The sequence below is a fragment of the Actinomadura fulvescens genome, from assembly GCF_039533225.1.
GTDB classification, from domain to species: Bacteria; Actinomycetota; Actinomycetes; order Streptosporangiales; family Streptosporangiaceae; genus Spirillospora; species Spirillospora fulvescens.
This window is the reverse complement of record NZ_BAAATD010000001.1, coordinates 288,152-312,871: the sequence shown is the minus strand read 5'-3', so window position 1 is coordinate 312,871 and position 24,720 is coordinate 288,152. Positions and strand designations below refer to the sequence as shown.

The 24,720-nt window shown below is 70.2% G+C and carries 22 protein-coding genes and 2 pseudogenes; 4 read left to right on the top strand and 20 right to left on the bottom strand.

Translation table 11 applies throughout. From position 1 onward, the window contains the following. Positions 1-133: 133 nt before the first annotated feature. The gene (gene dprA, locus ABD333_RS01490) at positions 134-1,201 is read left to right on the top strand and encodes a DNA-processing protein DprA (RefSeq protein ID WP_344536910.1); all 1,068 of its coding nucleotides are present in this window, start codon (positions 134-136) and stop codon (positions 1,199-1,201) included. A gap of 5 nt (positions 1,202-1,206) precedes the next feature. Here dprA and ABD333_RS01485 read toward each other — a convergent pair whose 3' ends face one another. The 11 genes and pseudogenes from ABD333_RS01485 to ffh all read right to left on the bottom strand — a co-directional run bounded on the left by ABD333_RS01485 (position 1,207) and on the right by ffh (position 10,793). Then, entirely contained in the window at positions 1,207-1,521 is a 315-nt protein-coding gene (locus ABD333_RS01485) for a DUF2469 domain-containing protein (protein ID WP_344536908.1), read from the bottom strand. Next, positions 1,518-2,240: a ribonuclease HII gene (locus tag ABD333_RS01480; RefSeq protein WP_344536906.1), complete on the bottom strand. Its 723-nt coding sequence runs from the start codon at positions 2,238-2,240 to the stop codon at positions 1,518-1,520. Before ABD333_RS01480 ends, ABD333_RS01485 begins: the two co-directional genes overlap by 4 nt. A gap of 928 nt (positions 2,241-3,168) precedes the next feature. Continuing rightward, positions 3,169-4,119, bottom strand: coding sequence for a signal peptidase I (gene lepB, locus ABD333_RS01475; protein ID WP_344536904.1), 951 nt, complete (start codon positions 4,117-4,119; stop codon positions 3,169-3,171). A gap of 90 nt (positions 4,120-4,209) precedes the next feature. Beyond that, positions 4,210-5,145 carry a signal peptidase I gene (gene lepB, locus ABD333_RS01470; protein WP_344536902.1) on the bottom strand — a complete coding sequence of 312 codons (936 nt, stop codon included), beginning with the start codon at positions 5,143-5,145 and terminating at the stop codon, positions 4,210-4,212. Between the two features lie 191 nt (positions 5,146-5,336). Next, positions 5,337-5,690, bottom strand: a complete 354-nt coding sequence (rplS, locus tag ABD333_RS01465; protein ID WP_344536900.1) for a 50S ribosomal protein L19 — start codon at positions 5,688-5,690, stop codon at positions 5,337-5,339. A gap of 130 nt (positions 5,691-5,820) precedes the next feature. Then, positions 5,821-6,450 (bottom strand): annotated as a pseudogene (gene trmD / locus ABD333_RS01460) (tRNA (guanine(37)-N(1))-methyltransferase); the annotation flags it as partial. A 996-nt stretch (positions 6,451-7,446) separates the two neighbouring features. Further along, positions 7,447-7,665: pseudogene (locus ABD333_RS01455) on the bottom strand (tRNA (guanosine(37)-N1)-methyltransferase TrmD); the annotation flags it as partial. Then, complete coding sequence (gene rimM / locus ABD333_RS01450; protein WP_344538783.1) at positions 7,662-8,180, bottom strand: ribosome maturation factor RimM; 519 nt, start codon at positions 8,178-8,180, stop codon at positions 7,662-7,664. The pseudogene ABD333_RS01455 and the gene rimM, both read right to left, overlap by 4 nt. 111 nt (positions 8,181-8,291) lie before the next feature. Further along, the gene (locus ABD333_RS01445; RefSeq protein WP_151568089.1) at positions 8,292-8,534 is read right to left on the bottom strand and encodes an RNA-binding protein; all 243 of its coding nucleotides are present in this window, start codon (positions 8,532-8,534) and stop codon (positions 8,292-8,294) included. 1 nt (position 8,535) lies between these two features. Further along, a complete protein-coding gene (rpsP, locus tag ABD333_RS01440; RefSeq protein ID WP_344536895.1) occupies positions 8,536-9,033 on the bottom strand; it encodes a 30S ribosomal protein S16 in 498 nt (165 codons plus the stop codon). A gap of 194 nt (positions 9,034-9,227) precedes the next feature. Next, positions 9,228-10,793 (bottom strand): signal recognition particle protein, encoded by a 1,566-nt coding sequence (gene ffh, locus ABD333_RS01435; protein WP_344536893.1) that lies wholly within the window; start codon positions 10,791-10,793, stop codon positions 9,228-9,230. Between the two features lie 243 nt (positions 10,794-11,036). Between ffh and ABD333_RS01430 the strand changes: the two genes are divergently transcribed. Next, complete coding sequence (locus tag ABD333_RS01430) at positions 11,037-12,089, top strand: RNA polymerase sigma factor (protein WP_344536891.1); 1,053 nt, start codon at positions 11,037-11,039, stop codon at positions 12,087-12,089. Positions 12,090-12,141: 52 nt separating this feature from the next. After that, positions 12,142-12,981 carry a hypothetical protein gene (locus ABD333_RS01425; protein WP_344536889.1) on the top strand — a complete coding sequence of 280 codons (840 nt, stop codon included), beginning with the start codon at positions 12,142-12,144 and terminating at the stop codon, positions 12,979-12,981. Between the two features lie 76 nt (positions 12,982-13,057). On the opposite strand, the gene ABD333_RS01420 is transcribed toward ABD333_RS01425, so the two are convergent. From ABD333_RS01420 to ABD333_RS01385, 8 genes are all read right to left on the bottom strand, one after another. Continuing rightward, the gene (locus ABD333_RS01420) at positions 13,058-15,442 is read right to left on the bottom strand and encodes a [protein-PII] uridylyltransferase (RefSeq protein ID WP_344536887.1); all 2,385 of its coding nucleotides are present in this window, start codon (positions 15,440-15,442) and stop codon (positions 13,058-13,060) included. A gap of 9 nt (positions 15,443-15,451) precedes the next feature. Next, on the bottom strand, positions 15,452-15,790 hold the full coding sequence (locus tag ABD333_RS01415; RefSeq protein WP_344536885.1) for a P-II family nitrogen regulator: 339 nt from the start codon (positions 15,788-15,790) through the stop codon (positions 15,452-15,454). Then, entirely contained in the window at positions 15,787-17,130 is a 1,344-nt protein-coding gene (locus ABD333_RS01410; RefSeq protein ID WP_344536883.1) for an ammonium transporter, read from the bottom strand. The genes ABD333_RS01415 and ABD333_RS01410 overlap by 4 nt, the downstream gene beginning before the upstream one ends. 306 nt (positions 17,131-17,436) lie before the next feature. Beyond that, positions 17,437-18,588, bottom strand: coding sequence for a signal recognition particle-docking protein FtsY (gene ftsY, locus ABD333_RS01405; protein WP_344536881.1), 1,152 nt, complete (start codon positions 18,586-18,588; stop codon positions 17,437-17,439). A 115-nt stretch (positions 18,589-18,703) separates the two neighbouring features. Then, entirely contained in the window at positions 18,704-19,633 is a 930-nt protein-coding gene (locus ABD333_RS01400) for a DivIVA domain-containing protein (protein ID WP_344536879.1), read from the bottom strand. A 4-nt stretch (positions 19,634-19,637) separates the two neighbouring features. Then, positions 19,638-20,846 carry a globin domain-containing protein gene (locus ABD333_RS01395; RefSeq protein ID WP_344536877.1) on the bottom strand — a complete coding sequence of 403 codons (1,209 nt, stop codon included), beginning with the start codon at positions 20,844-20,846 and terminating at the stop codon, positions 19,638-19,640. A gap of 240 nt (positions 20,847-21,086) precedes the next feature. After that, positions 21,087-21,506, bottom strand: a complete 420-nt coding sequence (locus ABD333_RS01390; protein ID WP_344536875.1) for a globin domain-containing protein — start codon at positions 21,504-21,506, stop codon at positions 21,087-21,089. A gap of 222 nt (positions 21,507-21,728) precedes the next feature. Next, on the bottom strand, positions 21,729-22,553 hold the full coding sequence (locus tag ABD333_RS01385; RefSeq protein WP_344536873.1) for a glycoside hydrolase family 16 protein: 825 nt from the start codon (positions 22,551-22,553) through the stop codon (positions 21,729-21,731). Between the two features lie 551 nt (positions 22,554-23,104). On the opposite strand from ABD333_RS01385, the gene ABD333_RS01380 reads away from it, so the two are divergent. Further along, positions 23,105-23,581, top strand: a complete 477-nt coding sequence (locus tag ABD333_RS01380) for a hypothetical protein (RefSeq protein WP_344536871.1) — start codon at positions 23,105-23,107, stop codon at positions 23,579-23,581. 98 nt (positions 23,582-23,679) lie between these two features. On the opposite strand, the gene ABD333_RS01375 is transcribed toward ABD333_RS01380, so the two are convergent. Further along, positions 23,680-24,609, bottom strand: coding sequence for a family 16 glycosylhydrolase (locus ABD333_RS01375; protein WP_344536869.1), 930 nt, complete (start codon positions 24,607-24,609; stop codon positions 23,680-23,682). Positions 24,610-24,720: the final 111 nt, after the last annotated feature.

Sequence of the window (24,720 nt, the reverse complement as noted above, 5' to 3'; positions counted from 1 at the left end):
GACGTGGAGAACGCGCCTCGTGTGTGGGAGTCGTGAGCCGGTATCACGCAGCGACGTCTAAGGAGGCAGTGTGGATGATGATCGACTCGCTCGGGCGACGCTTTGCGCCGTTGCTGAGCCTGGAGACGCGCAGATGGGGCGGCTGATCTCGGTCGCGGGGGCCGCCGGGGCCCTGGAGACGATCCGTTCGGGCGAGATACCCGCAGGAGTGGAGGCCGGGCGGATCACTGGTCGCCTGGAGCGGTGGCGGATCAGGCTGTCAGGCGCCGACACGGCGGCGGACCTGGCGGTCTGCGAACGCCTGAACATCCGGCTGGTCTGCCCCGGCGACCCCGAGTGGCCGACCACGCTTGATGATCTCGGTGAGGAGCGGCCGTACGCGCTCTGGCTGCGTGGTCCAGAGGATATGCGTTACGGATGTCTGCGTTCGGTGGCGATCGTCGGCTCTCGCGCCGCCTCGCCGTACGGCCTCCGCGTCGCTGCCGATCTTGGCTGTGAGCTGGCCGAACGAGGGTGGACGGTCATCTCCGGGGGCGCGATGGGCATCGACGCGGCGGCTCACCGCGGCGCGCTGGCGGCCGACGGCCCCACGCTGGCGGTCTTCGCGAACGGCGTGGACGTGTCCTATCCGGCCGCCAACGACGGCCTGTTCGCCGAGATGGCGCGCCGGACGCTGCTGGTCAGCGAGATGCCGCCGGGTACCGAGCCGAACCGCCTGAGGTTCTTGATCCGCAACAGGGTGATCGCCGCTCTTTCCCGGGGCACCGTGGTGGTCGAAGCCGCTCGGCGTAGCGGCGCGCTCGGCACCGCGGCCTGGGCCCGCAAGCTCGGCCGGGTGCTCATGGCCGTTCCTGGACCCGTGCACTCCGGCTCCTCCGCGGGCTGCCACAAACTGCTACGGGAAGATCCACCCGCCACGCTCGTGACCCGTACGGAGGAGGTGATCGAAGCGGTCGGGCCGATCGGCGCCCTCGCCCCTGAGCCCGGGGCCCCGGTGTTGCCCCGCGATCTCTTGGACGCGACGACCCGGGCGGTCTTGGAGGCGCTCCCGGCCCGCGGCCCCACGGGCCCAGCCCAGATAGCCGTCAAAGCGGGGGTGGACCTCGCCACCGTCAACGGCAAGCTGGGGCTGCTCGCCGCTGCCGGGTTCGTGGAACGCGCCCCCGCGGGCTGGCGACTGACCGCCAAGGCCCGGTCATGATCGGACTACTGCTCGGAGGGGAGTTCGAAGTCGCTCTTGGCCAGTTCCTCGACGTTGACATCCTTGAACGTGACGACACGGACGTTCTTCACAAAGCGGGCAGGGCGATACATGTCCCACACCCAGGCGTCCTGCATGGTCACCTCGAAGAAGACCTCACCGTTGTCCGTACTCCGCACCTGGAGATCCACGGAGTTCGTGAGGTAGAACCTCCGCTCGGTCTCGACCACGTACGTGAAGAGCCCCACGACGTCGCGGTATTCGCGATAGAGCTGCAGCTCCATCTCGGTCTCGTACTTCTCGAGATCCTCTGCGCTCACGCTCGTGCCCCTTCCTCGCCGGGGATCTCCAGCACGGGCTGATCCCCGATCTCCTCCCCCACTCCATTCTTACGCAAGGCCCGCCCCACATTGACGAAGGAGAAGCGATGCTCCGGGCAAGGCCCGTGTTCGGCGAGCGCGGCAGAGTGCTCGCGGGTGGCGTAACCCTTGTGAACGTCGAACCCGTACGCCGGAAAACGTTCATGCAGCTCCACCATGATCCGGTCTCGGGTCACCTTGGCCACCACCGAGGCCGCCGCCACGCACGCCGCAACCTGATCACCCTTGATCACCGCCAGGCTGGGTACCTCCAGCCCAGGCACCTTGAAGCCGTCGCTCAGCACGTAGGCGGGCCGCCGTTCCAGAGCGGCCAGCGCCCGCCGCATACCGGTGATGTTGCACCGGTGAACGCCGATCCGGTCGACGTCGTGACACGGGATCACGATCGCGCTCCAGGCCTCGGCCCGCTGAACGATCTCCTCGTAGATCGCCTCACGGCGGACGGGAGTGAGCAGCTTGGAATCCGTCAGCCCCTCGATCGCCCCCCGCCGTCCCCGAGGCAAGATCACCGCGGCGACCACCAACGGCCCGGCACACGCTCCACGACCGGCCTCGTCGACACCCGCGACCCTGCCGAACCCGGCATGCTCAAGCGCCCGCTCGTACGCGTGCAGCCCAGCGTCGCGGCGTGGCGTAAAGCGGAGAGGACGACCGTTCATGGAAGGCCAGCGTACGACGCCACAAGCCCGCAAGGCGCCTCGAATCCCCCGATCGCAGACCCCGCCGACCAAACACAGCCACCTCCCAAGATCTCAACACCCCGACAACCTGCCACAACACCCAACCCAACGCCCCGCCTCCCCGCAAACAGCCGCCACCCGCAAGCCAACAAGGGATCTCCGTATGTCAGCTCCCAGCACTACCCCAGCCCCAGCCGCAAACGCGACGCCTCAACCGCGCGGGCCCAGCGCCCCCACCTCTTCAGCCCAGCGCCTGGCCGCTCCAGCCTGGGCGCCCTTGCCTCTCCAGAACGCAGTCCCCTCAGCTCTCCAGATCCAGACCGCTCAACCGTCCAGGCACAAAGGCACCCGGAGAGCCCGCTCCGGAAGCCTCGGCAAGGAGGAGGAGCCGGCCGAAGGTCTGGGCCTCGGATGGACAGCCGTTCGGCGTGATCCGACCCGGGTCCGGAAACGGGGTCTGGAGGCGACTGCTGCTTGGCGTGATCCGGAACGGAAACCCGAAACGGGTCCGGAGGCGACCTCCCGCTCGACGTGATCCATCCGGAAACGGAATCCGGAGACGACTGCCGCTCGACGTGATCCGGAACAGAAACGGGGTCCGAAGACGACCGCCGCTCGGCCTGATCCGGCCCGCATCCGGAGACGGGATCTGGAGGCGACCGCCGCCCAGCGTGATCCGGTCCGGGTCCGGAAACGGGATTCGGAGGCGACCGCCGTTGGCGTGATCCGGAACGGAAACGAGGGGTGCGGAGGGATCGCTGCGGCACGGATACCGGAGACACCCGCTCCCAAGCGAATGCCGGAGACGATCGTTCGCGCGAGGGGTGCTGGAGGCGTTCGACCGTAGCGGTGCTGGCCGCGGGTGTGGCTTTGCGTTCGGTGGGTGGCTTGTCTGGTGGATGCGCGGTTAACGGCGGCGGAGGCGGCGGTGGATCAGGGTGATGGGGATCGCGCCGATCAGGCCCAGGGCGGCCGGAAGGGTCGCTCCGGCGGCCTGGTTGAGGGCGGGCCGGTCGAAGGCCTTCGGGATCGGCAGGGTGTCGAGCCGGTTCAGGGGCCAGACGATCACGAACGCGCGGCCGATCACTCGGCTGGCGGGGATCGTGCCGCCGCCCGGGTCGCCGCGGTGGGCCCGGGAGTCGTACGAGAGCTCACGGTGATCACCCATCACCCAGAGCTGGCCCTTGCCGACGGTGACGTCGAACGGGATGTCGGAGGGCTTGTTCTGCTCTTTGGTCTCCGGGTCGGTGTAGAGGTAGGACTTCTCGTCGAGCGGCGCGCCGTTCACCGTGACGCGGCCCTGCGCGTCGCAGCACTTGACCCGGTCGCCAGGGACGCCGATCACACGCTTGATGTAGTCCTTCTCACCGGGGACGACGCCGAACGTGCGGCCGATCGCGCGCAGCACCTTGGACACCGGGTTCGTCGGCTCGGCGATGTCCACCTCGCTGTCCCAGGAGTCCAGGCCGCTGAACACCACCACGTCTCCGCGTTCGATGTCACGCGTGTGGTAGACGAGCTTGTTGACCAGCACGCGGTCACCGACGAGGAGCGTGTTCTCCATCGAGCCCGACGGGATGTAGAACGCCTGCACGACAAAGGTCTTGATGACCAGTGCCAGGACCAGCGCCACGCCGATCAGGACCGGGAGTTCCTTCCAGAACGCCCCTTGCTTCTTGCTCTTCCCGGACGAGTCGCCGGAATCCGCGTCCGGCGGGACGTCGTCGGCGTCGTCCGCCGCCGTGGTGCCGTCCTCGCGCGCTTCCGGCGCCGCCCCGTTGGCCGGCGCGTCCGGGGTCCGGGTGGGGTTCACGGGCTGGTTGTGCTCGGGGGCCGCGCCCTCGGGTTCGGAACGCACGTTTCCTCCGACCGTCCTCTTCGTGGCCCCACCGCGGGCCGATCCGGTTGACATCGTGACACGAGCCGCCGCCCCCTCCGGACAGGCGGCCTACGAGTCCCGCGTTCGGCCGAGGCGGACGCGGAGGCGGCGGTGGAGGAGCACGATGGGCACGGCGCCCACGAAGCCCAAGGCCAGCGGGGTGGCGGGCGCCAGCGCGGCCGCGGCGTTCAGGGCGGGCCGCTCGAACGTCTTGGGGATCGGCAGGGTCCCGAGCCGGTCCAGCGGCCACACGATCACGAACGCGCGGCCGATCACTCGGCTGACGGGGATCGTGCCGCCGCCCGGGTCGCCGCGGTGGGCCCGGGAGTCGGACGACACCTCGCGGTGGTCGCCCATGACCCAGAGCTGGCCCGGCTTCACCGTGTGGTCGAACGTCTCGTTGGACGGCTTGTTCTGCTCGCCCGTCTGGGGGTCGCTGTAGAGGTAGGACTTCTCGTCGAGCGGCACCCCGTTGACGGTGATCCGCCCCTGCGCGTCACAGCACTTGACCCGGTCGCCGGGGATGCCGATCACACGCTTGATGTAGTCCTTCTCGTTGGGCGCGACGCCGAACGTCGTGCCGATCGCGCGGAAGACCTTGGACACCGGATTGGACGGCTCGGCGTAGTCGACCTCGGGGTCCCAGGAGTCCAGACCGTTGAAGACCACGATGTCGCCGCGCTTGATGTCGCGGGTGTGATAAACGATCTTGTTGACCAGTACGCGGTCACCGATCTGCAGCGTGTTCTCCATCGACGCGGACGGGATGTAGAACGCCTGCACGGCGAACGCCTTGATGATCAACGCCAGGACCAGCGCCACACCGATGAGGACCGGCAGCTCCTTCCAGAAGGAGCCCTGCTTCTTGGTCTTCCGCTTGCCGGTGGGCGACTCCTCCTCCGGGGTCGCCTCGTCCGCGGTCGAGGGCGCGTCGGCGGCGGGATCCTGGCCCGAGGTCACGGCCTGCTTCTCGTGGGGCACCGCGCCCTCGGCTTCGGAACGCACGTCTCTCCGATCGTCCTCGTCTGTCATCAGAGCGAAAGCCTATCGGCGTGACGCCCGGCGTACCCTGCGCACGGCCGTGTCGTCGCGTACTGCCTCGCGCTCCGAAACGGGCAACGCCCCGGCAACCGCTGAGGGTTCCCGGGGCGCCATATGACCGCAGGCCCGAATCGTCACAATTCGGGCGATCGGGCTCAGAAGTCGCGCTTCTCCTTGATCCGCGCGGCCTTGCCGCGCAGGTTGCGGAGGTAGTAGAGCTTGGCGCGGCGAACGTCACCGCGGGTGACGACCTCGAGCTTCTCGATGTGCGGGCTGTTGAGAGGCCAGGTGCGCTCGACGCCGTAGCCGCCCTTGCTGACCTTGCGGACGGTGAAGCTCTCGCGGGCGCCGCCGCCCTGGCGCCGGATCACGACGCCCTCGAAGATCTGCACGCGGGTGACCTTGCCCTCGGTGATGCGCGCGTGGACCTTGACCGAGTCGCCCGGGCGGAAGTCCGGGTGGTCGCCGCGCAGCGCGGCGTTCTCGATCTCCTGGATCAGGGTGTGCATGACAGGCGTTTCCTCATGAGTTGAACGCGGACACCGAGAGGCCCCGGGGTGCGTCGTGGGGGCGTCGAGCCGCGCGAAGTGGATCTTCTTCGAAAGTATGAGCGCCGTGCGTGAAATCCACAGCGACGCTCTAGTGTGCCATATCTTCGCCGTCCACCGGAAAACCGGCGTCCGCGAGCACCTGTCGATCATGCTTGTCAAGGGTGTCCGGATCCAGCCTGGAGGCCAGTTCGGGCCGGTTGGCGACCGTCCGCCGGAGCGACTGGTCCCGCCGCCAGCGGGCGATCGCGCCGTGGTTGCCCGACAGGAGCACCTCGGGAACGGCGCGTTCCCGCCAGACCGGCGGCTTGGTGTAGACCGGACCCTCCAGCAGCGACTCCATGGCCCCCGGCGCGAACGAGTCGTCGGTCACAGACTCGAAATTGCCCAGAACCCCCGGAACCAGCCGGCTGATGGCCTCGACCATGACCAGCACGGCGACCTCCCCGCCCGCGAGCACGAAGTCACCGAGGCTGACCTCGTCGACGGGCATCCGTTCCCGCGCCTCCTCGACCACCCGCGAGTCGATGCCCTCGTACCGCCCGCAAGCGAAGATCAGCCACGGCTCCGCCGCGTACTCCGCCGCGAGCGCCTGAGTGAACGGCCGCCCACTCGGAGTCGGAACGATCAGCCGCGGCACCACCCCCGGCCCCGGCCAATTGGTCGCGTCAGGCGTACCAGAAGAAGTCCCAGGCGTGGCAACCACACCGCCGGACGCGCCTGATACACGGCTGGCCGGATCTGACGCACTACTCGGCACGGCCGAATGGGCAGAGGCCATATCCGACATACCGCCGGACGCGCCCGATGCACCACCGTCAGAGCTCGGCAGACCCTCCGACGCGCCTGACACGCCACCGCTGGCAGCATCAGGAACGCCGCCAGACGTCGCCGCCTGAGCAGAAGTCGCATGCGGAACGCCGCCCGACGCGACTGACGGCCCAGCGGCGGAGGCGGGTGAGCCGGACGTGTCCGACCCGCTAGGCGCGTCTGGCATGCCGCTCGTAGCATCGGAAGCACCGCTGGATGCGCCTGGCGCATCGGTGGACCCAGGCGACGCATCGCCCTCCGAGCCCTGCAAGCCGAACGCGCCAGGCGCATCGGTAGACGCGGGTGACGCATCGCCGCCCGACCCCTGCAGACCGAACGCGGCTAGCGCATCGGTAGACGCAGGTGACGCATCGCCCCCCGAGCCTTGCAGACCAAACGCGCCAGGCGCATCGGTGGACGCAGATGACGCATCACCGCCCGAGCCCTGCAGACCGAACGCACCTGGCGCATCGGTGGACGCAGATGACGCATCGCCCTCCGAGCCCTCCAGGCCCAACGCACCAGGCGCACCGGTGGACGCAGATGACGCATCGCCCTCCGAGCCCTCCAGGCCCAACGCACCAGGCGCACCGGTGGACGCAGATGACGCATCACCGCCCGAGCCCTGCAGACCGAACGCACCAGGCGCACCGGTGGACGCAGATGACGCATCGCCCTCCGAGCCCTCCAGGCCCAACGCACCAGGCGCATCGGTGGACGCAGATGACGCATCGCCCCCCGAGCCCTGCAAGCCGAACGCGCCTGGCGCATCGGTAGACGCGGGTGAAGCATCGCCGCCCGAGCCCTGCAGGCCGAAGGCGGCTGGCGTATCGGTGGGGGCGGGTGTCGCATCGCCGCCCGGGCCCTGCGGGCCGAGCGCGGCTGGCTTGTCGGTGGGGGGTGGGGCTATGGCGTCCAGGGCTTCGCCCCAGGGTTCGGGTTTCATGACCATGCCGGGGCCGCCGCCGTAGGGGGTGTCGTCTACGGTGCGGTGGCGGTCGTGGGTCCACTGGCGGAGGTCGTGGACGGTCAGCTGGATCAGGCCGTTGCGGCGGGCCTTGCCGAGGAGGGAGACGTCCAGCGGAGCGAAGTACTCCGGGAAGATCGTGATGATGTCGAGTCTCACTGGTCGTCCAGCAGGCCCGCGGGCGGGTCGATGACCAGGCGGCCCGCGGCGACGTCGACCTCCGGGACCAGGGCGGCGACGAACGGGACGAGGGATTCGCCGCCGTCGTTCCGGCCGATCACCAGGAGGTCCTGGCCGAAGTGACGGATCTCGGTGACCTTGCCGATCTCGTCTCCGCTGGTGGTGACCGCGGAGAGGCCGACCAGCTGGGAGTCGTGGAAGTCGTCCGGGTCGCCGGTGTCGATGATGTCGTCAGGGGCGACGACCAGCCAGGTGCCGCGCAGTTCCTCGGCCGCGGTGCGGTCGGTCACTCCGGCGAACGCCAGCAGGAGCCGTCCCGAATGCCAGCGGGCGCGTTCCACCGTGAGCGGGCCGGCTTCGGCGGGGTCCGTCGCGATCTCGGAGCCGGGCGCGAAGCGCGCGTCGGGCTCGTCCGTGCGGACATCAATGGTGATCTCACCGCGGATGCCGTGCGGCCGCCCGATCCGGCCGACCACCAGCTGGTCCTTCATCATCATCCTCATCTTACAAACGGCGACCGGCCCGACGGCGGGGCCGTCGGGCCGGTCACTGAGCCTGCGGGGGCCGACCGTGGTCGGCCTTGCGCGGGCGAGGGCCGCCGAAGGTCAGCGGACCTCGTTGACGTCGAGCAGGTCCACGCGCACGTAGCGTCCTCCGGAGAGGGCGCTGATGACCGTGCGGAGGGCCTTGGCGGTACGACCGCTGCGGCCGATGACCTTGCCGAGGTCCTCGGGGTGCACGCGCACCTCCAGGACCCGGCCTCCCCTGATGCGGCGGGCGCGCACCCGGACGTCGTCCGGGTGCTCCACGATGCCGCGCACCAGGTGCTCGAGCGCTTCTTCGAGCACGTCAGTCCTCGCTCTTGGCTTCGGTGGTCTCGTCGGCCTTGGCCTCGGCGGCGCCCTCGGTCTTTGCCGGGGTCTCGGTCTTGGCTTCGGCCTTGGCCTTCTTCGGCTCGGCCTTCCTCTTGGACCTGGTCGCCGTGGCGGCGGCCTCGTCCTCGTTGAAGGCCTCCTTGACGGCCGCCTCGAACACGGCCTTCTTGTCCGGCTTGGGCTCGGCCTTCTTGAGCGTGCCCTCAGCACCGGGCTCGCCCTTGAACTTCTGCCAGTCGCCGGTGATCTTGAGGAGGTTGAGGACCGGCTCGGTCGGCTGCGCACCGACACCGAGCCAGTACTGCGCGCGCTCGGAGTCGATCTCGATGAGCGACGGCTCCTGCTTCGGCTGGTAAAGGCCGATCTCCTCGATGGCCCGACCGTCACGCTTGGTGCGGGCATCGGCGACGACGATCCGGTACTGCGGGTTCCGGATCTTCCCCAGACGCTTGAGCTTGATCTTGACTGCCACGGGTGTGGTGTTCTCCAGACTTCATACAGGGTGAACGGGCCTCACCAGGTGGGGACACCGGTTACCGGCCGTTCCATGGATTTCCGGTCCGCGCAGGACGAGAGAGGGCTCCTGACGGTCCCGGGGTTTCCAGCCTGCCATTCTGCCAGACGATCGCGGAAAAAGCGCAATCGCGCGATGACACGCGGCCACGTTTACTTTTTCTTGCGTCCCTGCAGCTTGCCGAGGTCGGGCATCTCGAACCCGGGCGGCAGCTGGCCCCCCAGACCGGGCGGCAACTGGCCGCCGAGCCCCGGCGGCAGACCGGGCGGCATCCCGCCGTCCTTGGCGGCGGCGGGCTGCTGCTGCTGCTGGCCACGCTTGCGCGGGTCGCCGCTGCGCTGCTTGCCCTTCTTGTTCTTGGCGTTCTTGGCCGCCTTCGCGGCCTTGCGGCGGCCGGGCATGCCCGGCAGGCCCATGCCGCCCGCCATCTGGCGCATCATCTTCTGCGCGTCGAAGAAGCGGGTGACCAGGCTGTTGACCTCGCCGACCGAGACGCCCGAGCCCTTGGCGATGCGGGCGCGCCGGGAGCCGTTGATGATCTTCGGGTTCTCGCGTTCGCCCGGCGTCATGGAACGGATGATCGCCGCGACCCGGTCCAGGTCCTTGTCGTCGATCTGGCTGACCTGGTCGCGGACCTGGCCCATGCCGGGCATCATGCCCAGCAGGTTGCCGATCGGCCCGAGCTTGCGGATCATCATCATCTGCTCAAGGAAGTCCTCGAGCGTGAAGTCCTCGCCGGACGCGAACTTCGTGGTCATCTTCTCGGCCTGCTGGGCGTCGAACGCCTGCTCGGCCTGCTCGATCAGGGTGAGGATGTCACCCATGTCGAGGATGCGCCCGGCCATCCGGTCGGGGTGGAAGACCGAGAAGTCCTCCAGCTTCTCACCCGTCGACGCGAACATGATCGGCCGGCCGGTGATGTGCCGGACCGACAGCGCGGCGCCGCCGCGCGCGTCGCCGTCGAGCTTGGTGAGGACGACCCCGTCGAAGCCGACGCCCTCCACGAACGCCTGGGCCGTGTTGACCGCGTCCTGGCCGACCATCGCGTCGACCACGAACAGGATGTCGTCCGGCTTGACCGCGTCCCGGATGTCGATGGCCTGCTGCATCATCTCGGTGTCGACGCCGAGGCGGCCGGCGGTGTCGATGATGACGACGTCGTGCTGGGCGTGCTTGGCCTGGTCGATCGAACGCCGCGCCACGTTCACCGGGTCGCCGACGCCGCTGCCGGGCTCGGGCGCGAACACCGGCACCCCGGCGCGCTCACCGACCACCTGGAGCTGCTGAACGGCGTTGGGCCGCTGGAGGTCGGCCGCCACGAGCAGCGGCGCGTGCCCCTCGGTCTTGAGCCAGCGGGCCAGCTTGCCCGCCAGCGTGGTCTTACCGGCGCCCTGCAGACCCGCCAGCATGATCACGGTCGGCGGGTTCTTGGCGAACCGGATGCGCCGGGTCTCGCCACCGAGGATGTTGATGAGCTCCTCGTTGACGATCTTGACGACCTGCTGCGCGGGGTTCAGGGCCTGCGAGACCTCCGTCCCGGCGGCCCGCTCCTTGATCTGCGCGATGAAGTCCTTCACCACGGGAAGGGCGACGTCGGCCTCGAGCAGCGCGACCCGGATCTCGCGGGCTGTCGCGTTGATGTCGGCCTCGGAGAGCCGCCCCTTGCTGCGCAGCGACGAGAAAACCGTCGTCAACCGGTCGGATAGCGTCTCGAACACGTGTCTGGACCCGTCCTTGGAAAGCTTCTGGGATCGCCTATCAGACTATCGGGTCAACCACCTCTCCCCGCCCGGCCAAGGCTCCGCGCTCGGCTGGTTCCGGTCGTTGTGCCTGTGACGGCTACGTTGGGTCGTACGCTGAAGCGGTCAGGGCTTCCATGTGACCTGCGCGACACCGCCGCGCGGGGCGCCTGGGCCCCGGTGTCCTGATCAAGCCCCCCGAAGGACTTCCAAGGTGAAGACATGGCCGCGCCGACACGGGCGCGCATGAGCGGACGGGTGACCACCCGGGTCGAACCTCCCGACCAGAGCCTCGAGGTGGCTCTGCAGACCGCGCAGGCCGGAGACGAGGCCGCGTTCCGCACGATCTACCGCGATCTGCAGCCCCGGCTGCTCCGGTATCTGCGGGCACTGGTCGGCGGGGACGCGGAGGACGTGGCGGCGGACGCGTGGTTGCAGATCGCCCGGGACATCCGCTCGTTCAGCGGCGACTACGACCGGTTCCGCGGCTGGGCGTCGACCGTCGCGCGGCATCGCGCGCTCGACCATCTGCGGCGCCTCAACCGCCGGCCCGAGACCAGCGTGCAGATCGACGAGTTGACCGACCTGGTGGGACGCGACGACACCGAACGGGACGCGCTGGAACGCATCTCCACCGACGGCGCCATCGCGCTGATCGGCGCGTTGCCCAGGGACCAGGCCGAAGCGGTGCTGCTCCGCGTCGTCGTCGGACTGGACTCCAAGGAGGCGGGCCGAGTCCTCGGCAAGCGCGCCGGAGCCGTCCGTACCGCGGCCTACCGAGGCCTGCACCGACTAGCCGACCAGCTCACCGCCCAGCCGCCCGACCAGGAGCCCAGTCCAGCAACCGACCAGGCGACCGGACAAGCAGCCGACCAAGTGGCTGGTCCGGCGGCCGAGCAGGCGGCCGGGCACGTGACTGGTCAGGCAGCCGACCAAGTGGCCGGTCATACAGCCGACCAGGTGACCGACCAAGGGGCCGGGCCAGCGGCCGGGCAGGGGGCCGGGCCAGCGGCTGGTCCGGCGGCCGGTCCGCCGGCCGGTCGGGTGACCGACCAAGGGGCCGGGCAGGGGGCCGGGCCAGCGGCCGGTCCGGCGACCGGTCAGGCAGCCGACCAAGGGGCCGGGCAGGGGGCCGGGCCAGCGGCCGGTCCGGCGACCGGTCAGGCAGCCGACCAAGGGGCCGGTCCGGTGGCCGGGCCGGTGGCTGGTCGGGTGGCCGGGCAGGGGGGCGATCAGGTGGCGGAACGGACTGGTCAGGGGTCGGACGACGCATGACCGAGACGTCAGGTGTGACACGAACGCGCCCCGCGACGCTGAGGGGAGTGAGATGAGTACGGATCGCTGGGAACTCGACCAGGACGCCGCCGAGCGCTTGCTCCGCGGCGAACGGGTCGATCCCGGATCTCCCGCCGGACCCCTCGCCCACGTGCTCGCCGCCGCCTCCACGTCCGGCCGGCAGTCGGAGCTCATCGGCGAGGACGCCGCCGTGGCCGCCTTCCTGGCCGCGGATCCGGCGCCGAAGCGGACACGCGGGCTCCCGCTCGCCCGCCTCCTCACGGCGAAGATCGCGGCGTTGAGCCTGGCCACCGCGGCCGGCGGGGTCGCCCTGGCCGCGGGCACCGGAGCCTTGCCGATGGGCCCGCTGGGCAAGGGGCCGACCACCACGCTGTCGCCGGTCAAGCCGGTCACCAAGTCGCCGTCCGCCGAGCCCTACGGGCAGAACGAGACGAGTCCGCCACGGACAAGCGGCGCACACGGTGGTCCGCTGTCTCAGTTGTGTCGTTCGTATTCGTCCGGCAATGCCGCGCACCGCGCCGAGACGTTGCGTTCGTCGGCGTATTCACCCCTCGTCTCCGCGGCGGGCGGTAAGCACAGGGTGACGGGTTACTGCTCGGAGCTCCTGAAAAAGAGCCAGGACAAGCAGAAGACCGAAATCCCGAAAAAGGCGAAACCTCCCAAGCAGCGGCCGCCGCAGGGCAACGACAAGGACAAAGAGAAGCGCCAAGGCGACAACGGCCAGGGCAGTGACGGCAACAACAAGTTCAGCGCCCCGGACAAGGGCAGCGGCGGCCGAGATGGCAACGGCCGAGGCGACGGCGGGCAAGGCGGCAAGGACCGCCACCACCGCCCAGGCGCTGGTACGAGCAACGGCCAACCGCGTGCCTGACACCCCCTAGACCGGCGGAGGGGTAGTCGTGCCCCCGTGACTGCCCCTCCGTCGCCGCGCCGCCTACCCTCGCGGGTTAGGCGAGTGCTTCCAGCACCTTGTGTCTTATGTGGTCCAGGGCGTTCGCGTCGGTCGGGGCTCGGCCTTCGGCGTCCACGACGTAGAAGACGTCCACCGCCTCGGCTCCCAGTGTGTCGACCTGGGCGGCGCGGACCTGGAGGCCGCACTCCCCCAGGGCTTGTCCGATGCGCCACAGCAGGCCTGGCCGGTCGTGGGCCCGTACCTCCACCACGGTGGCCGTGCTGGAGGCATCGTCCACGATCCACACCCTGGGCGGCGGAACGGCCACGCCCGGTCTCGGACGTACCGACCGCGCCCGCTTCTCCAGCCGTCCCGCGACGTCCAGGCGGTCGGCCAGCATCCGCCTCAGGTCGGCCTCCAGAGCCGCGGGCTCCGGCGGCGTCCCGTACTCGGGCACCGCCGTGAAGTCGAGCACCGCCGTCGTCCGGGCACCGCTGTCCGCGGCGGGTGATGCGTTGACCGTACGGGCGGTACGGACCGCGAGGCGGTGGAGGGCCAGTACGCCCGCGGCCTTCCAGAGCAGGCCTGGCCGGTCGGGAGCGGCAATGGTGATCCGGGAGCCCGCGACGCGTACGGCGGCGCCGTCGTGACGGACCAGGGCGAGCTGTTCGGGAGCCAGGGCGGGCGCGGGCGAAGGTGTGCCTCCGGCGAGGGCGGCGATGACCCGGCGGGCCAGTTCGGCCACGAGCCGGGCCTTCCACGGCCCCCAGGCGGCGGGGCCGGTCGCCTGGCCGTCGGCGATCGCGAGGGCGGCCAGGAGTTCGACGACCTCGCGTTCGCGGCCCGGCACCGCGGCGACGGCCTTGATCACGCTCTCCACGGTGACCGGGTCGTCGAGGTCTCGGCGGGTGGCGGTCTCGGGGAGCAGGAGGTGGTGCCGGACGACGGTCTCCAGCACCTGGACGTCCCCCGGCGGGAACCCCAGCCGGATGCCCAGGTCGCGGGCGACGACCGCGCCGCCCAGCGAGTGGTCGCCCGGCCACCCCTTGCCGATGTCGTGCAGGAGCGCGCCGACGAGCAGCAGGTCGGGCCGGGCGACCTCGCGGGTGAGGGCGGCGGCGCGGGCGGCGGCCTCCACGAGATGACGATCGACGGTGTAGGTGTGGACGGGGTTGCGTTGGGGCCGGTTGCGGACCCGTTCCCAGTCCGGCAGCAGCCGTACGACCAGCCCGGCCTGATCGAGTGCCTCCCACACGCCGATCGCCGCCGTGCCCGCGCCGAGCAGCGACACCAGAGCGTCGCGGGCCGCGGCGGGCCAGGGCGTGGTGGGCAGCGCGGCGCGTTCGGCCAGCCGGTCGACGGTGGCGGAGGAAAGCGGCAGGTCCGCCTGGGCCGCGGCGGCGGCGACGCGCAGAGCGAGTGCGGGGTCGCTCAGATCGGCCCTGCGGGCGAGGACGACCTCGCCTTCCTGCTCGACGGCCCCGTCGCCCACAGGAGTGCGTTCGACGGCGGCACGCCTGCCCGCACCCTGCCCACGAGGCCGGATGGGCGCGCGGCGCGGCGCGCAGAAGCGATCGACGCGGCGCCACAGATGGTCTCCGGCATACATGATGGTGCGCGCGGCCTCCGCGATCGAACGGAGCAGCACGTTCGCGTCCAGCATGCCGAGAGCGTGGGCGACGGCCTCCTGCTCCTGGAGAACGAGGCGGTCGGACGTGCGGCCGGTGGTCTCGTGCAGGGCGTGCCGGACGTCCAGAAGGAGATCGTGAGCGGCTCGCACGCGCGCGTCGGGCGCCGAAGCGACCCAGGACGCGGCGACGGCCTGCATGACATGAACGTCGCGGAGGCCGCCGTGCGCCTCCTTGAGGTCGGGTTCGAGGAGGAACGCCAGTTCGCCCTGGATCTCCCAGCGTTCGCGGCACAGCTCGGCCAGCTCGCCCAGGCGCCGCCGGGCTTCGGCGCGCCAGTCGGCGAGAACGGCCGCGCGCAGTTCGTCCACAAGCGTGTGCTCGCCCGCGATCCGGCGCGCGGAGAGCAGACCCAGCGCCGCCTTCATGTCGGTACGCGCCACGGTCCGGGCCTCGTGCACCGTACGTACGGAATGGTCGAGCCGTATCCCCGAGTCCCAGATCGGGTACCAGATGCGGTCGGCCACCTCGGCGACGTCCTGGCGCCCCCGATGCAACAGGACCAGATCGAGATCACCGCCAGGCGTGAGCTCACGGCGCCCATGACTGCCGACCGCGATCAACGCCACCGCATCCGCCCCAGCCGCAGCCGCAGCCGCAGCGGGCATGGAGGGGTTGGCGGGAGTGGTGGGGGCGGGGGTTAGGAGGGCGGTGAGCCAGCGGTCGAGGTCGTTGGCGCGGGTGGCCCGCGCAGCCGCCAGGGCTGCGCGGGCTTCGCGATGTCCCCCGACCGTTCCGTGAGCGAGGACCACTCGTTCGCCCTACAGGGCTTCCGGGCCGGTCTCGCCGGTGCGGACGCGGACGACGGTGTCGACCGGCACCGCCCAGACCTTGCCGTCCCCGATCTTGCCGGTCTGCGCGGCCTTGACGATGACGTCGATGATGTCGTCGGCGTCCTCGGCGTCGACCAGTACCTCGACGCGGAGCTTGGGCACCAGGTCGACCTTGTACTCGGCGCCCCGGTAGACCTCGGTGTGGCCCTTCTGCCGGCCGTACCCGCTCGCCTCGCTGACGGTGAGGCCCTTGACCCCGAAGGTCTCCAGGGCCGCCTTCACCTCGTCGAGCTTGAACGGCTTGATGACCGCTGTGATCAGCTTCATGCTTCCGCCTCCACCTTCTTCGCAGTGTTGTCGGCCACGTGCGTGGACGCGGCAAGGGAGGCCCCGGTGCCGGCGTGCACGCTACCGAAGTCGTAGGCGGTCTCCGCGTGCGCGGTGCCGTCGATGCCGGCGACCTCGTCCTCCTCGCTGATGCGCAGGCCCATGACCAGGTCGAGGATCTTGGCGATGACGAACGTCACGACGAACGAGTAGGCCATGGTCGCGCCGACCGCCACCGCCTGCTTGCCGAGCAGGCCGAGGCCGCCGCCGGCCAGCAGGCCGTCCGCGCCCGCGTCGTTGACCGCGGTGGTGGCGAGGACGCCGATCAGCAGGGCGCCGACGATGCCGCCGACCATGTGGACGCCGACCACGTCGAGCGAGTCGTCGTAGCCGAGCTTGTACTTGAGGCTGACGGCGAAGGCGCAGACCGCGCCGGCGACCAGGCCGAGGGCGATGGCGCCGAGCGGCGTGACGAACGCGCACGCCGGGGTGATCGCGACCAGTCCGGCCACCACGCCGGAGGCGATGCCCAGGGTCGTCGAGGAGCCGTGGCGCAGCTTCTCGACCACGATCCAGGCGAACGCGGCGGCGCAGGTGGCGACCAGGGTGTTGATGAAGGCGACCGCGGCCGTCGCGCCGGCCGACAGCGCCGAGCCGGCGTTGAAGCCGAACCACCCGAACCACAGCAGACCGGCGCCCAGCAGCACGAACGGCAGGTTGTGCGGCCGCATCGGGTCACGGGGCCAGCCCCTGCGCTTGCCGACCACGAGGACGAGCGCCAGGGCCGCGACACCGGCGTTGATGTGGACCACGGTCCCGCCGGCGAAGTCGAGCGCGCCCAGATCGAAGAGCCATCCGGCCTTGCCGTTCTCCTCCCCGTCCGACCACCACACCCAGTGCGCGACCGGCATGTAGACCAGGGTCACCCAGACCAGGGCGAAGACCACCCAGGCCCCGAACTTCACCCGATCCGCCACGGCGCCGCTGATCAGCGCGACCGTGATGATCGCGAAGGTCGCCTGGAAGGCCACGAAGACCAGCTGCGGGATGCCCGTGCCGTCGTCGGCGGTGGCCGCCGTCTCCAGGCCGACGAGGCCCCAGTCCCCGAAACCGCCGATGAACGAGCTGAGTCCGCCCGCGTCGGTGAACGTGAGGGAGTAGCCGTAGACGACCCAGGCCATTCCCACGACGGCGATGCTGACGAAGCTCATCATCATCATGTTGAGGACGCTCTTGGCCCGGCTCATGCCTCCGTAGAAGAAGGCAAGGCCCGGCGTCATGAGCAGCACGAGCGCTGTGCTCGCCAGCATCCACGCAGTACTACCGCTGTCGATTTTCATCTCGAAGAGAGCCCTCCTCGGCACGGAACGTTGGGTTGCTCCAGAGATTCGAGGTCGGCGGTTTCACCTGGAGGGCTCTCGTGTTTCGGCGATGTGAAACCCGGCCATGGCATGTTTCGATGGTGTTTCCAAGGGCTCACTTCATTACTTTGAAGACAGTGAGAGTTCCCATTTCCTAGGGTGAAGTCGCCCATGTTCCCGGTGGGGCGCGAATGAACGACGCCCCGACGGCCGCAAGGGCCGCCGGGGCGTCGATTCGTCTGTGAGGGCTTGCGCGCCCGGCCGTTCGGTCCGGGGCGGCCCTTCTTATTCGCCGAGGATGGCGTCCACGAACGCCTCGGGCTCGAAGGGCGCCAGGTCGTCGGGACCCTCGCCCAGGCCGACCAGCTTGACCGGAACGCCGAGCTCGCGCTGCACCTGGACGACGATGCCGCCCTTGGCGGTGCCGTCGAGCTTGGTGAGCACGATGCCGGTGACGTTGACGACCTCGGCGAACACGCGGGCCTGCTGCATGCCGTTCTGGCCCGTCGTGGCGTCGAGGACGAGGAGCACCTCGTCCACCTCGGCCTGCTTCTCCACCACGCGCTTGACCTTGCCCAGCTCGTCCATCAGGCCGGTCTTGGTGTGCAGCCGCCCGGCGGTGTCGACGATCACGGTGTCGACCTGGCTGTCGATGCCCTGCCTGACCGCGTCGAACGCGACGCTGGCGGGGTCGGCGCCCTCCTCCTTGCGGACGACCTGGGCGCCGACGCGGGCTCCCCACGTCTCCAGCTGGTCGGCCGCGGCGGCGCGGAAGGTGTCGGCGGCGCCCATGAGCACCGTGCGGTCGTCGCCGACCAGCACGCGGGCCAGCTTGCCGCAGGTGGTGGTCTTGCCGGTGCCGTTGACCCCGACGACCATGATCACCGCGGGCTTGCCGCCGTGCCGTTCGGTGTGCAGCGACCGGTCCAGGTCGGGGCCGATCTGCTTGACCAGCTCGTCCTTGAGCAGGCCGCGCACCTCGTCGGGGGTGCGGGTGCCCAGCACCTGCACCTTGGTGCGCAGGTCGTCGGTGACCTGCCGGGCCACGGCGACGCCGATGTCGGCGCCGATCAGGGTGTCCTCGATCTCGTCCCACGCGTCGTCGTCGAGCGTGTCGCGCGACAGCAGGCCGAGCAGGGTCTTGCCGAAGGTGGACTGCGACCGCGCCAGCCGGGCCCGCAGCCGGACGAGGCGCCCCGCCGACGGCGGCGGCTTCTCGATCTCGATGGTGGGCGGCGCCGGTGGGGCGCGTTCGACGGGTGGCGCGACCGCCTCTGCCTCATCGACGGCGGTGGCACCGCCCGGCCGCAGGTCGGCGGGGCGTTCCGCGGGTTCCACGGGCTGGCGGGGCTTGCGGCGGCCAGGCCGCAAGAACATGACTCCGCCCACGATGAGGGCGAGTGCGGCCAGCCCGGCGATGAGGATCAGATATTCCATAGCGTCCCCAGTTTTCCAGACCACCGCCCGTGCGCCGAACACGGTCCGGCGCCGGCGGCGGGTCCGCGCGAGCTCACGGCCCGTGGGGCTTGGCGATCGGTGATCTCGGCGGGTGTCACTGCTCGGTGGTGGCGGGCAGGGAGGACTGCTCTGATTTCTCCCATTCGTCCACGTTCCGGAGGAGAGCCTCCAGGTAGGAACGCAGGTGCGTGCGGTAGACGTCGCTGTAGGTCCGCAGGTAGGCGATCTCGCGTTCCATGGCCTGGCGTTCGTCCGGCGGCAGTGCGGACCGGCCCGGCTGCGCGCCGGCCGGCACCGGCTGGACCGCCGTGGAAGGCGGCGCGACCGGGGCGGAACGGGCCGCCTGCTCGGCGACCTCGGCGGCGCGCCGGTGCGCCTCCTCCAGCATCAACTCGGCGCGCCCGCGCGCGTCGGACAAGATCGCTTCGCGGTGCAGCCGGGCCTCGTGGGCCAGCTCCCGGGTGTACCGCTCGGCGTCCGCCACGTACAGGTCGGCGGTCTGCTGCGCGTGCGACAGGATGCGCACGGCCTGGAAGTGCGCCTCCTCGTGCGCCATGCCGCCGCGCCCGTCCGAGCCCAGCCGGTCGCGCAGCTGCGCGATCTCCTCGGCCAGCGCCGCCTTCTCGTTGCCGAGGCGGGCCAGCTCGTTCTCGACGCGGTCGAGGAACGCCCGCACGTGATCCTCGTCCAGGCCGCGACGCCCGAGGGACGAGCGCGCGAACGTGACCGCCCGTACCTCGCCCGGCGTCAGGCGGTCGCCGCCGACCATCGCGAAGCCGCCCGGGCTGCCCGGCGCGGGCGGACCGGGCGCGGCGGCGGCCGGGCCGGGCAGGTTGTCCGCGGCGTGGACGACCGGATACGAGGGCTGCTGCCCCAGCACCTGGCCGGTCGCGTGCCCCGAAGGCTGGGACGTCTCCGGAGCGGCCCAGGCGGGCGTGGGCGGGGCGGGTTCCGACGGGACGGAGTCGAAGGCCGGAGTGCCCGGTGCGTCGCCGAACGGGTCCGGAATGTTCGGAGGGTTCAACGGTTCACCTCTGGGAGTCGACGAAGGTCTCGTGCCGGACGCGGGCGGGGTCCATGCCCAGGCTCATCAGCCGTTCCACCGTGCTCACGACCATCGCGGGCGGCCCGCAGACGTAGGCGTCGTGCTGCGCCCACGAGCCGCGCCGGGCGAGCACGTCCGCGAGCGCGCCGTACTCGATGTCGGCGTCGTCCGCCCCCGAGCCCGACAGCGGCACCTGAACGAGCGCGCCGTGCGGTCCCGGCCGTACGTCCATGGAGAACACCGACCCTGCCTGCGGCGGAGTCTCATCCGAGACCGCGGGCACGACGGTCAGCCACGGCAGCTCGGCCGCACGCTTGCGCAGGTCTTCGAGGTCGTAGAGGGCGTCCCGGGTCCGCGCGCCGAAGAAGAGCTGCACCGGCGGCGGTACGGGACGTTGCCCGAGCTGCTCCATGATCGCCTTGAGCGGGGCGAGCCCGGTGCTCCCGGCGACGAGGAGCACCTCGCGGTGCGACGACTCGTCCAGGACGAGCGTGCCGATGGCCGCGCCCATCCGGAGCCGGTCGCCGGGCTGCAGCGTCCGTACCAGCACGGGACTGACCGCGCCGCCGTCGACGAGCCGTACGTGGAAGTCCACGGTGTTGTCGGGCCGGGGCGCGTTGGCCATCGAGTAGAACCGCCACTGGCGCAGCCGGGCCGGGAGCTCGACGGCGACCGACTGGCCGGGCAGGTAGGGCAGGGGCCGGTCGGGTTCGATCCGGAGGACGGCCAGATCGAACCGGCGCCGTTCCACGGCGACCACACGGCCCTCCCACCAGGGCGGGCTGCTCAGGGAGTCCTCGTCGGCGGCCTCCTGCATGACCTGGGCGAGCAGGCCGTACGCGGCGCCCCAGTCCTGTTCCAGTTCCGGCGTCCAGTCGGCGCCGGAGAAGTACTTGAGCGTGCGGACGAGGCTGGCGCCGACATGCGGGTAGTGCTCCGCCACGATCCCGAACTTGCGGTGGTCGCGGCCCAGTTGCTGGAGGAACGGCACCAGCCGGGGAAGGTCGTCGACCTGCGAGACGATACGCCCGAGCGCGCGCAGCAGTTTGTCCCGCTGACCGCTCATTCCCACCGGGAACATGTCCCTGAGGTGCGGATTGCGTACGAACAGATCCGAGTAGAAGAACAGAGCGACCGCATCACCCTGCTGCGCGACCTGCGCGAAGTTGTCCTTCAGCCGCTGAGCGTCCACGCCTGCGTCTCCCGGTAGCGGTCATGATCAGGAGGGGACCTTACCGAGCGATGCGTACAAATATGGATTTTTCACGCAAATGCGTCGAGTGTCACAGCAGTCACAGAAGACACATAGGCAACTCATCAGTGCACGCCAACGACCCCGCCGCCACTCCAATGAGCGGCGACGGGGCGGGCGTACGGCAAACAAAAAAATTCAAATGGCCACAATGAGCGCGGCCCGAAACCCGGGCGCCGGTCAGGCAGGCTGGTCGGCGCCCTGACCAGCGGCGGCCTCGGCCATCACCTGGGCGACCAGGCCATAGGCGGCGGCCCAGTCCTGTTCCAGCTCGTCGCTCCAGGACGGGCCGCTGAAGTGGGCCAGCGTGGCGAGCAGGCTCGCACCGACGACCGGGTAGTGCTCGTTGGCGACGCCGAAGCCCGCGTGCCTGCGGCCGAGGTCCTGGACGAACGGCACGAGGGCCGGCGCGTCATCGACCAGGGACACGATGTGCGAGAGCGCGCCGAGCAGCTTCTCGTGCTGCTTGGCCATCGCGGCGGGGAACATCGGCCGCAACGCGGGCGCGCGCTCGAAGAGGTCGGAGTAGAAGTACGCGGCGACGTCCTCCCCGTTCTGGCCGACAAGCGCGAAGTTGTCCTTGATCCGCTGCGGGTCCATGCGCACACCTTCCGGGCCGCGGGCTGTGCCGGGCGGGCGCCCGGAGCGGGGGCAGCCAACGGCCGGTCCACATGAGTAGTGGATCGGTGGATCATGCACAAGGGCCCCGCGCGGCGGGTCGTCCTCGGGCGGCCGGCACGTCCGGACGGGTGCGCCTCAGGGCTCGCGGCACGTCCGGACGGCCCCGCGTCAGGGCACGCGGTACGTCCGGACGGCCCCGCCTCAGGGCACGCGGTACATGCGGATCCAGTCGACCTGGAGCGTCGCGCGTGAGCGCCGGTCGATGCCGCGGGCGGTCCGCCGGCTGTCCTGCGGAAACCAGTCGAGCTGGATCGTCTGCCCCATCGGCCCCGGCGGCAGCGCCTTGCGGTTCGTCGTGGTGAACCACCGCCGCCCGTCGATGAAGGCGCTCATGCTCCGGGGCGTCCATTCGACGGCGAACGTGTGCCAGCGGGTCAGGTCGGCACGCACCCGGCCCGAGAGCTTCCGCGACTTCTTCTCGGGTCCGTAGTGCAGATAGAAGCCCGTGCTCCGCCGCCGCCCGTCGTCGAGGATCTCCATGTAGTCCACCTCGCCGCCGCCTCCCTTGGGCGCGACTCCCCCGCCGCCTCCGACAGGCCACAGCAGCAGAACGGGGTGGTAGCAGGCACAGCCCCGCGACGATCTGACGCGGGCCTCCCAGCGCCCGTACTTCTGTGCTCCCCGCCGCCAGGCGATCCCGCCGGTCGTGCCGTTCGCCGTGCCGGTGATGGTCAGCACTCCGTTCCGCACCGTCACCGCCTTGGGACTGCGGCGGCCCTTCCCTGCGTGCCCACGGCCGTCATAGACCTTCCAGCCGCGCCGGTCGAGCTTCTTCCCCCGGAACTCGTCGGCCACGACGGGCTTGCCCCACCCGTACCTCACGGCCGCGCTCGGCACCGGCGGGCGCTCCGACGGCGTCGAGATCTCCACGTTCCGCGGCTTGGGTATGCCGGAATCCTGCCCCGCCGCGCCGACGGCCAGCGCACACACCGCGACAACGCCGAACCTGGCAAATCCGTTCACCATCGAACCGCCCCCACAAGTCAATTTACTCATCCGCTCTTCCGATCTCCAGACGCACGGCCGCGCACAAAAACGACCGTGCGGAAATGACCGCTCCCCGGAGGGGTCGGCTCCGGGGAGCGGCCCGGCGACTCGCGCGAGCGGCACGCGGGTCGCACGACTGAACACCGGCTGTCTCTCGTCGGATGCGCACGCGTCAGATGATGCGCAAGTGACTCGCCGACGCGTTCCGAAAAGGCCATTCCGTCCGTGCCCAACGTCCTCGAACGCTATTCACCCGCAATTCATCCGGATAGGGCCCTAGGGCCTTAGGCGCTTCTCGCGGGGGCCTCAAGAGCGCCCCTCTCACACCACTCCACACCTCTGCCGAAAGCAATCACGGAGGGTAGTCGAAATTTCTCTTTCAGCCTCTGTAAAAGTGCGTGTCACGTCGATAGGATCACCAATTGCCCCCGACCCGAGGGGCATGGTCTCGCCGAATGTGCCTACCGGCTCGTTCCAGCTCAGAAAGGCGTGCTATGACTTATCGGTCAGCGGTTCACCTGGGCGGCCTGTTGTTCGCCGGCGTGTTCGCCATGGCCGCCTGTGGTGGCGACGACGGGGGAACGCGCGACGGCGCACGCAATATCTTCACCGCTCCCTCGTCGTCGGTCACGACGAAGGCCAGGCCCACCGTGGGCACCGAACGCACCCTGGCCGGCGCACGGGACGCGTTGCAGGCGTTCCTGCACGGCCAGGCCGCGGGAGACATCTCGGTCTGCCGTTACGTGGCCCCCGGCAGCGATTTCGTCAAAGGGCCCGCACTTCGGGGCGACTGCGTCAAGGGAGTGCGGTCAAGCCCGCATTCCCTGCGCCCCCAGGAACGTGACGCACTTGCGACGATCAGCATTTCGGGTGGCAGGCTGAACGGCGACAAGGCCATAGTCCCGTTCTCCAGCCTCAAATGGCGGCTCGGACACCTGGTGATAGCGTCGGTACAGAGCAGGTACGTTTTGCGCTGGCAGAACGGAATCTGGCAGATCATCCGCTGATTCCGCGCCGGGCGGGTGCCAACGGAATTCACCCCTCGGAGTCGGCCTCCGAGGGGTGAAGGTCTCAGGCGAGAAAGGCTCAGTCCCAGGCGAAGAGCTCAGGGGCGGTACATCCTGATCCAGTCGACCTCCAGCGTCGCCGGGAACCAGCGCTTGACCGCGCGTGACGTCCGCGGGCGCAGTTGCGGGAAGAAGTCGAGCTGGATCGACTGGCCCATGGCGCGCGGCGGCAGCGCCTGCCGGTTCTTCGAGTGGAACCAGACCTTGCCGTCGACGTAGCCGGTCATGCTGTGCGCGTTCCACTGGACCGCGAACGTGTGCCACTTGGTGAGGTCGCGGTACACCCGGTTCTGGATCGTCCTCGGCCGCTGCCCCCGGCCGTAGTGCAGATAGAACGAGGTCCACTTGCGCAGGCCGCTCTCGCCGTACGTCTCCATCCAGTCGACTTCGCCGCCGCCGTCCCACGGCTTGCCGGTGGCCGGCCACAGCAGCAGGTTGGCGTTGTAGCAGGCGCACGCGCGGTTGAGCCTGATGCGAGCCTCCCACCGCCCCCACTTGCGCGCGCCGCGGCGCCACCCGACCGCGCCGGTGGTGCCGTCCCGCCTCCCGGTGATCTTCATGACGCCGTTGCGCACGGTGATGGCCGACGGGCGGCGCTTGCCGTGCTCGCTGTTGGCGTTCTCCGGCGACCAGTCGCGCAGGTTGAGCCGCCTGCCGGTGAACTCGTCCCGGGCGATCGGCTTGCCCCACCTGTACCGCTGGGCCGCCGTCGGATACCCCGCGGCCTCGGCGCCGTCGCCGTTCGGGTCCGGCTCGCCCGGCGCGATGCCCACTCCGTCCTTGCCGGGATCGGGTGTGCCGGGAACCGGCTTGCCGGGCGCCCGGTCGCCGGCGCTCAGTGTCGACGCGCTGCCGCTGGGCATCGCGGTCGCCGGTCCCTCGTTCAGCAACGTGGCGGACACCGAGGTCGCGACGGCGACGGCGGTCGTCGCGAGAATGGCCGCCCTATGACGACGGGTGAATTGCATGGAAAACCTCCGAGCACGGGGGAAATTCATGGCGGCCCGTCCGAGCGGGGCCAGAGAAACGGCATTTTCTTCGAATCGAAGATACCGAGGAGTGCGTCCGGACCCCTAGGG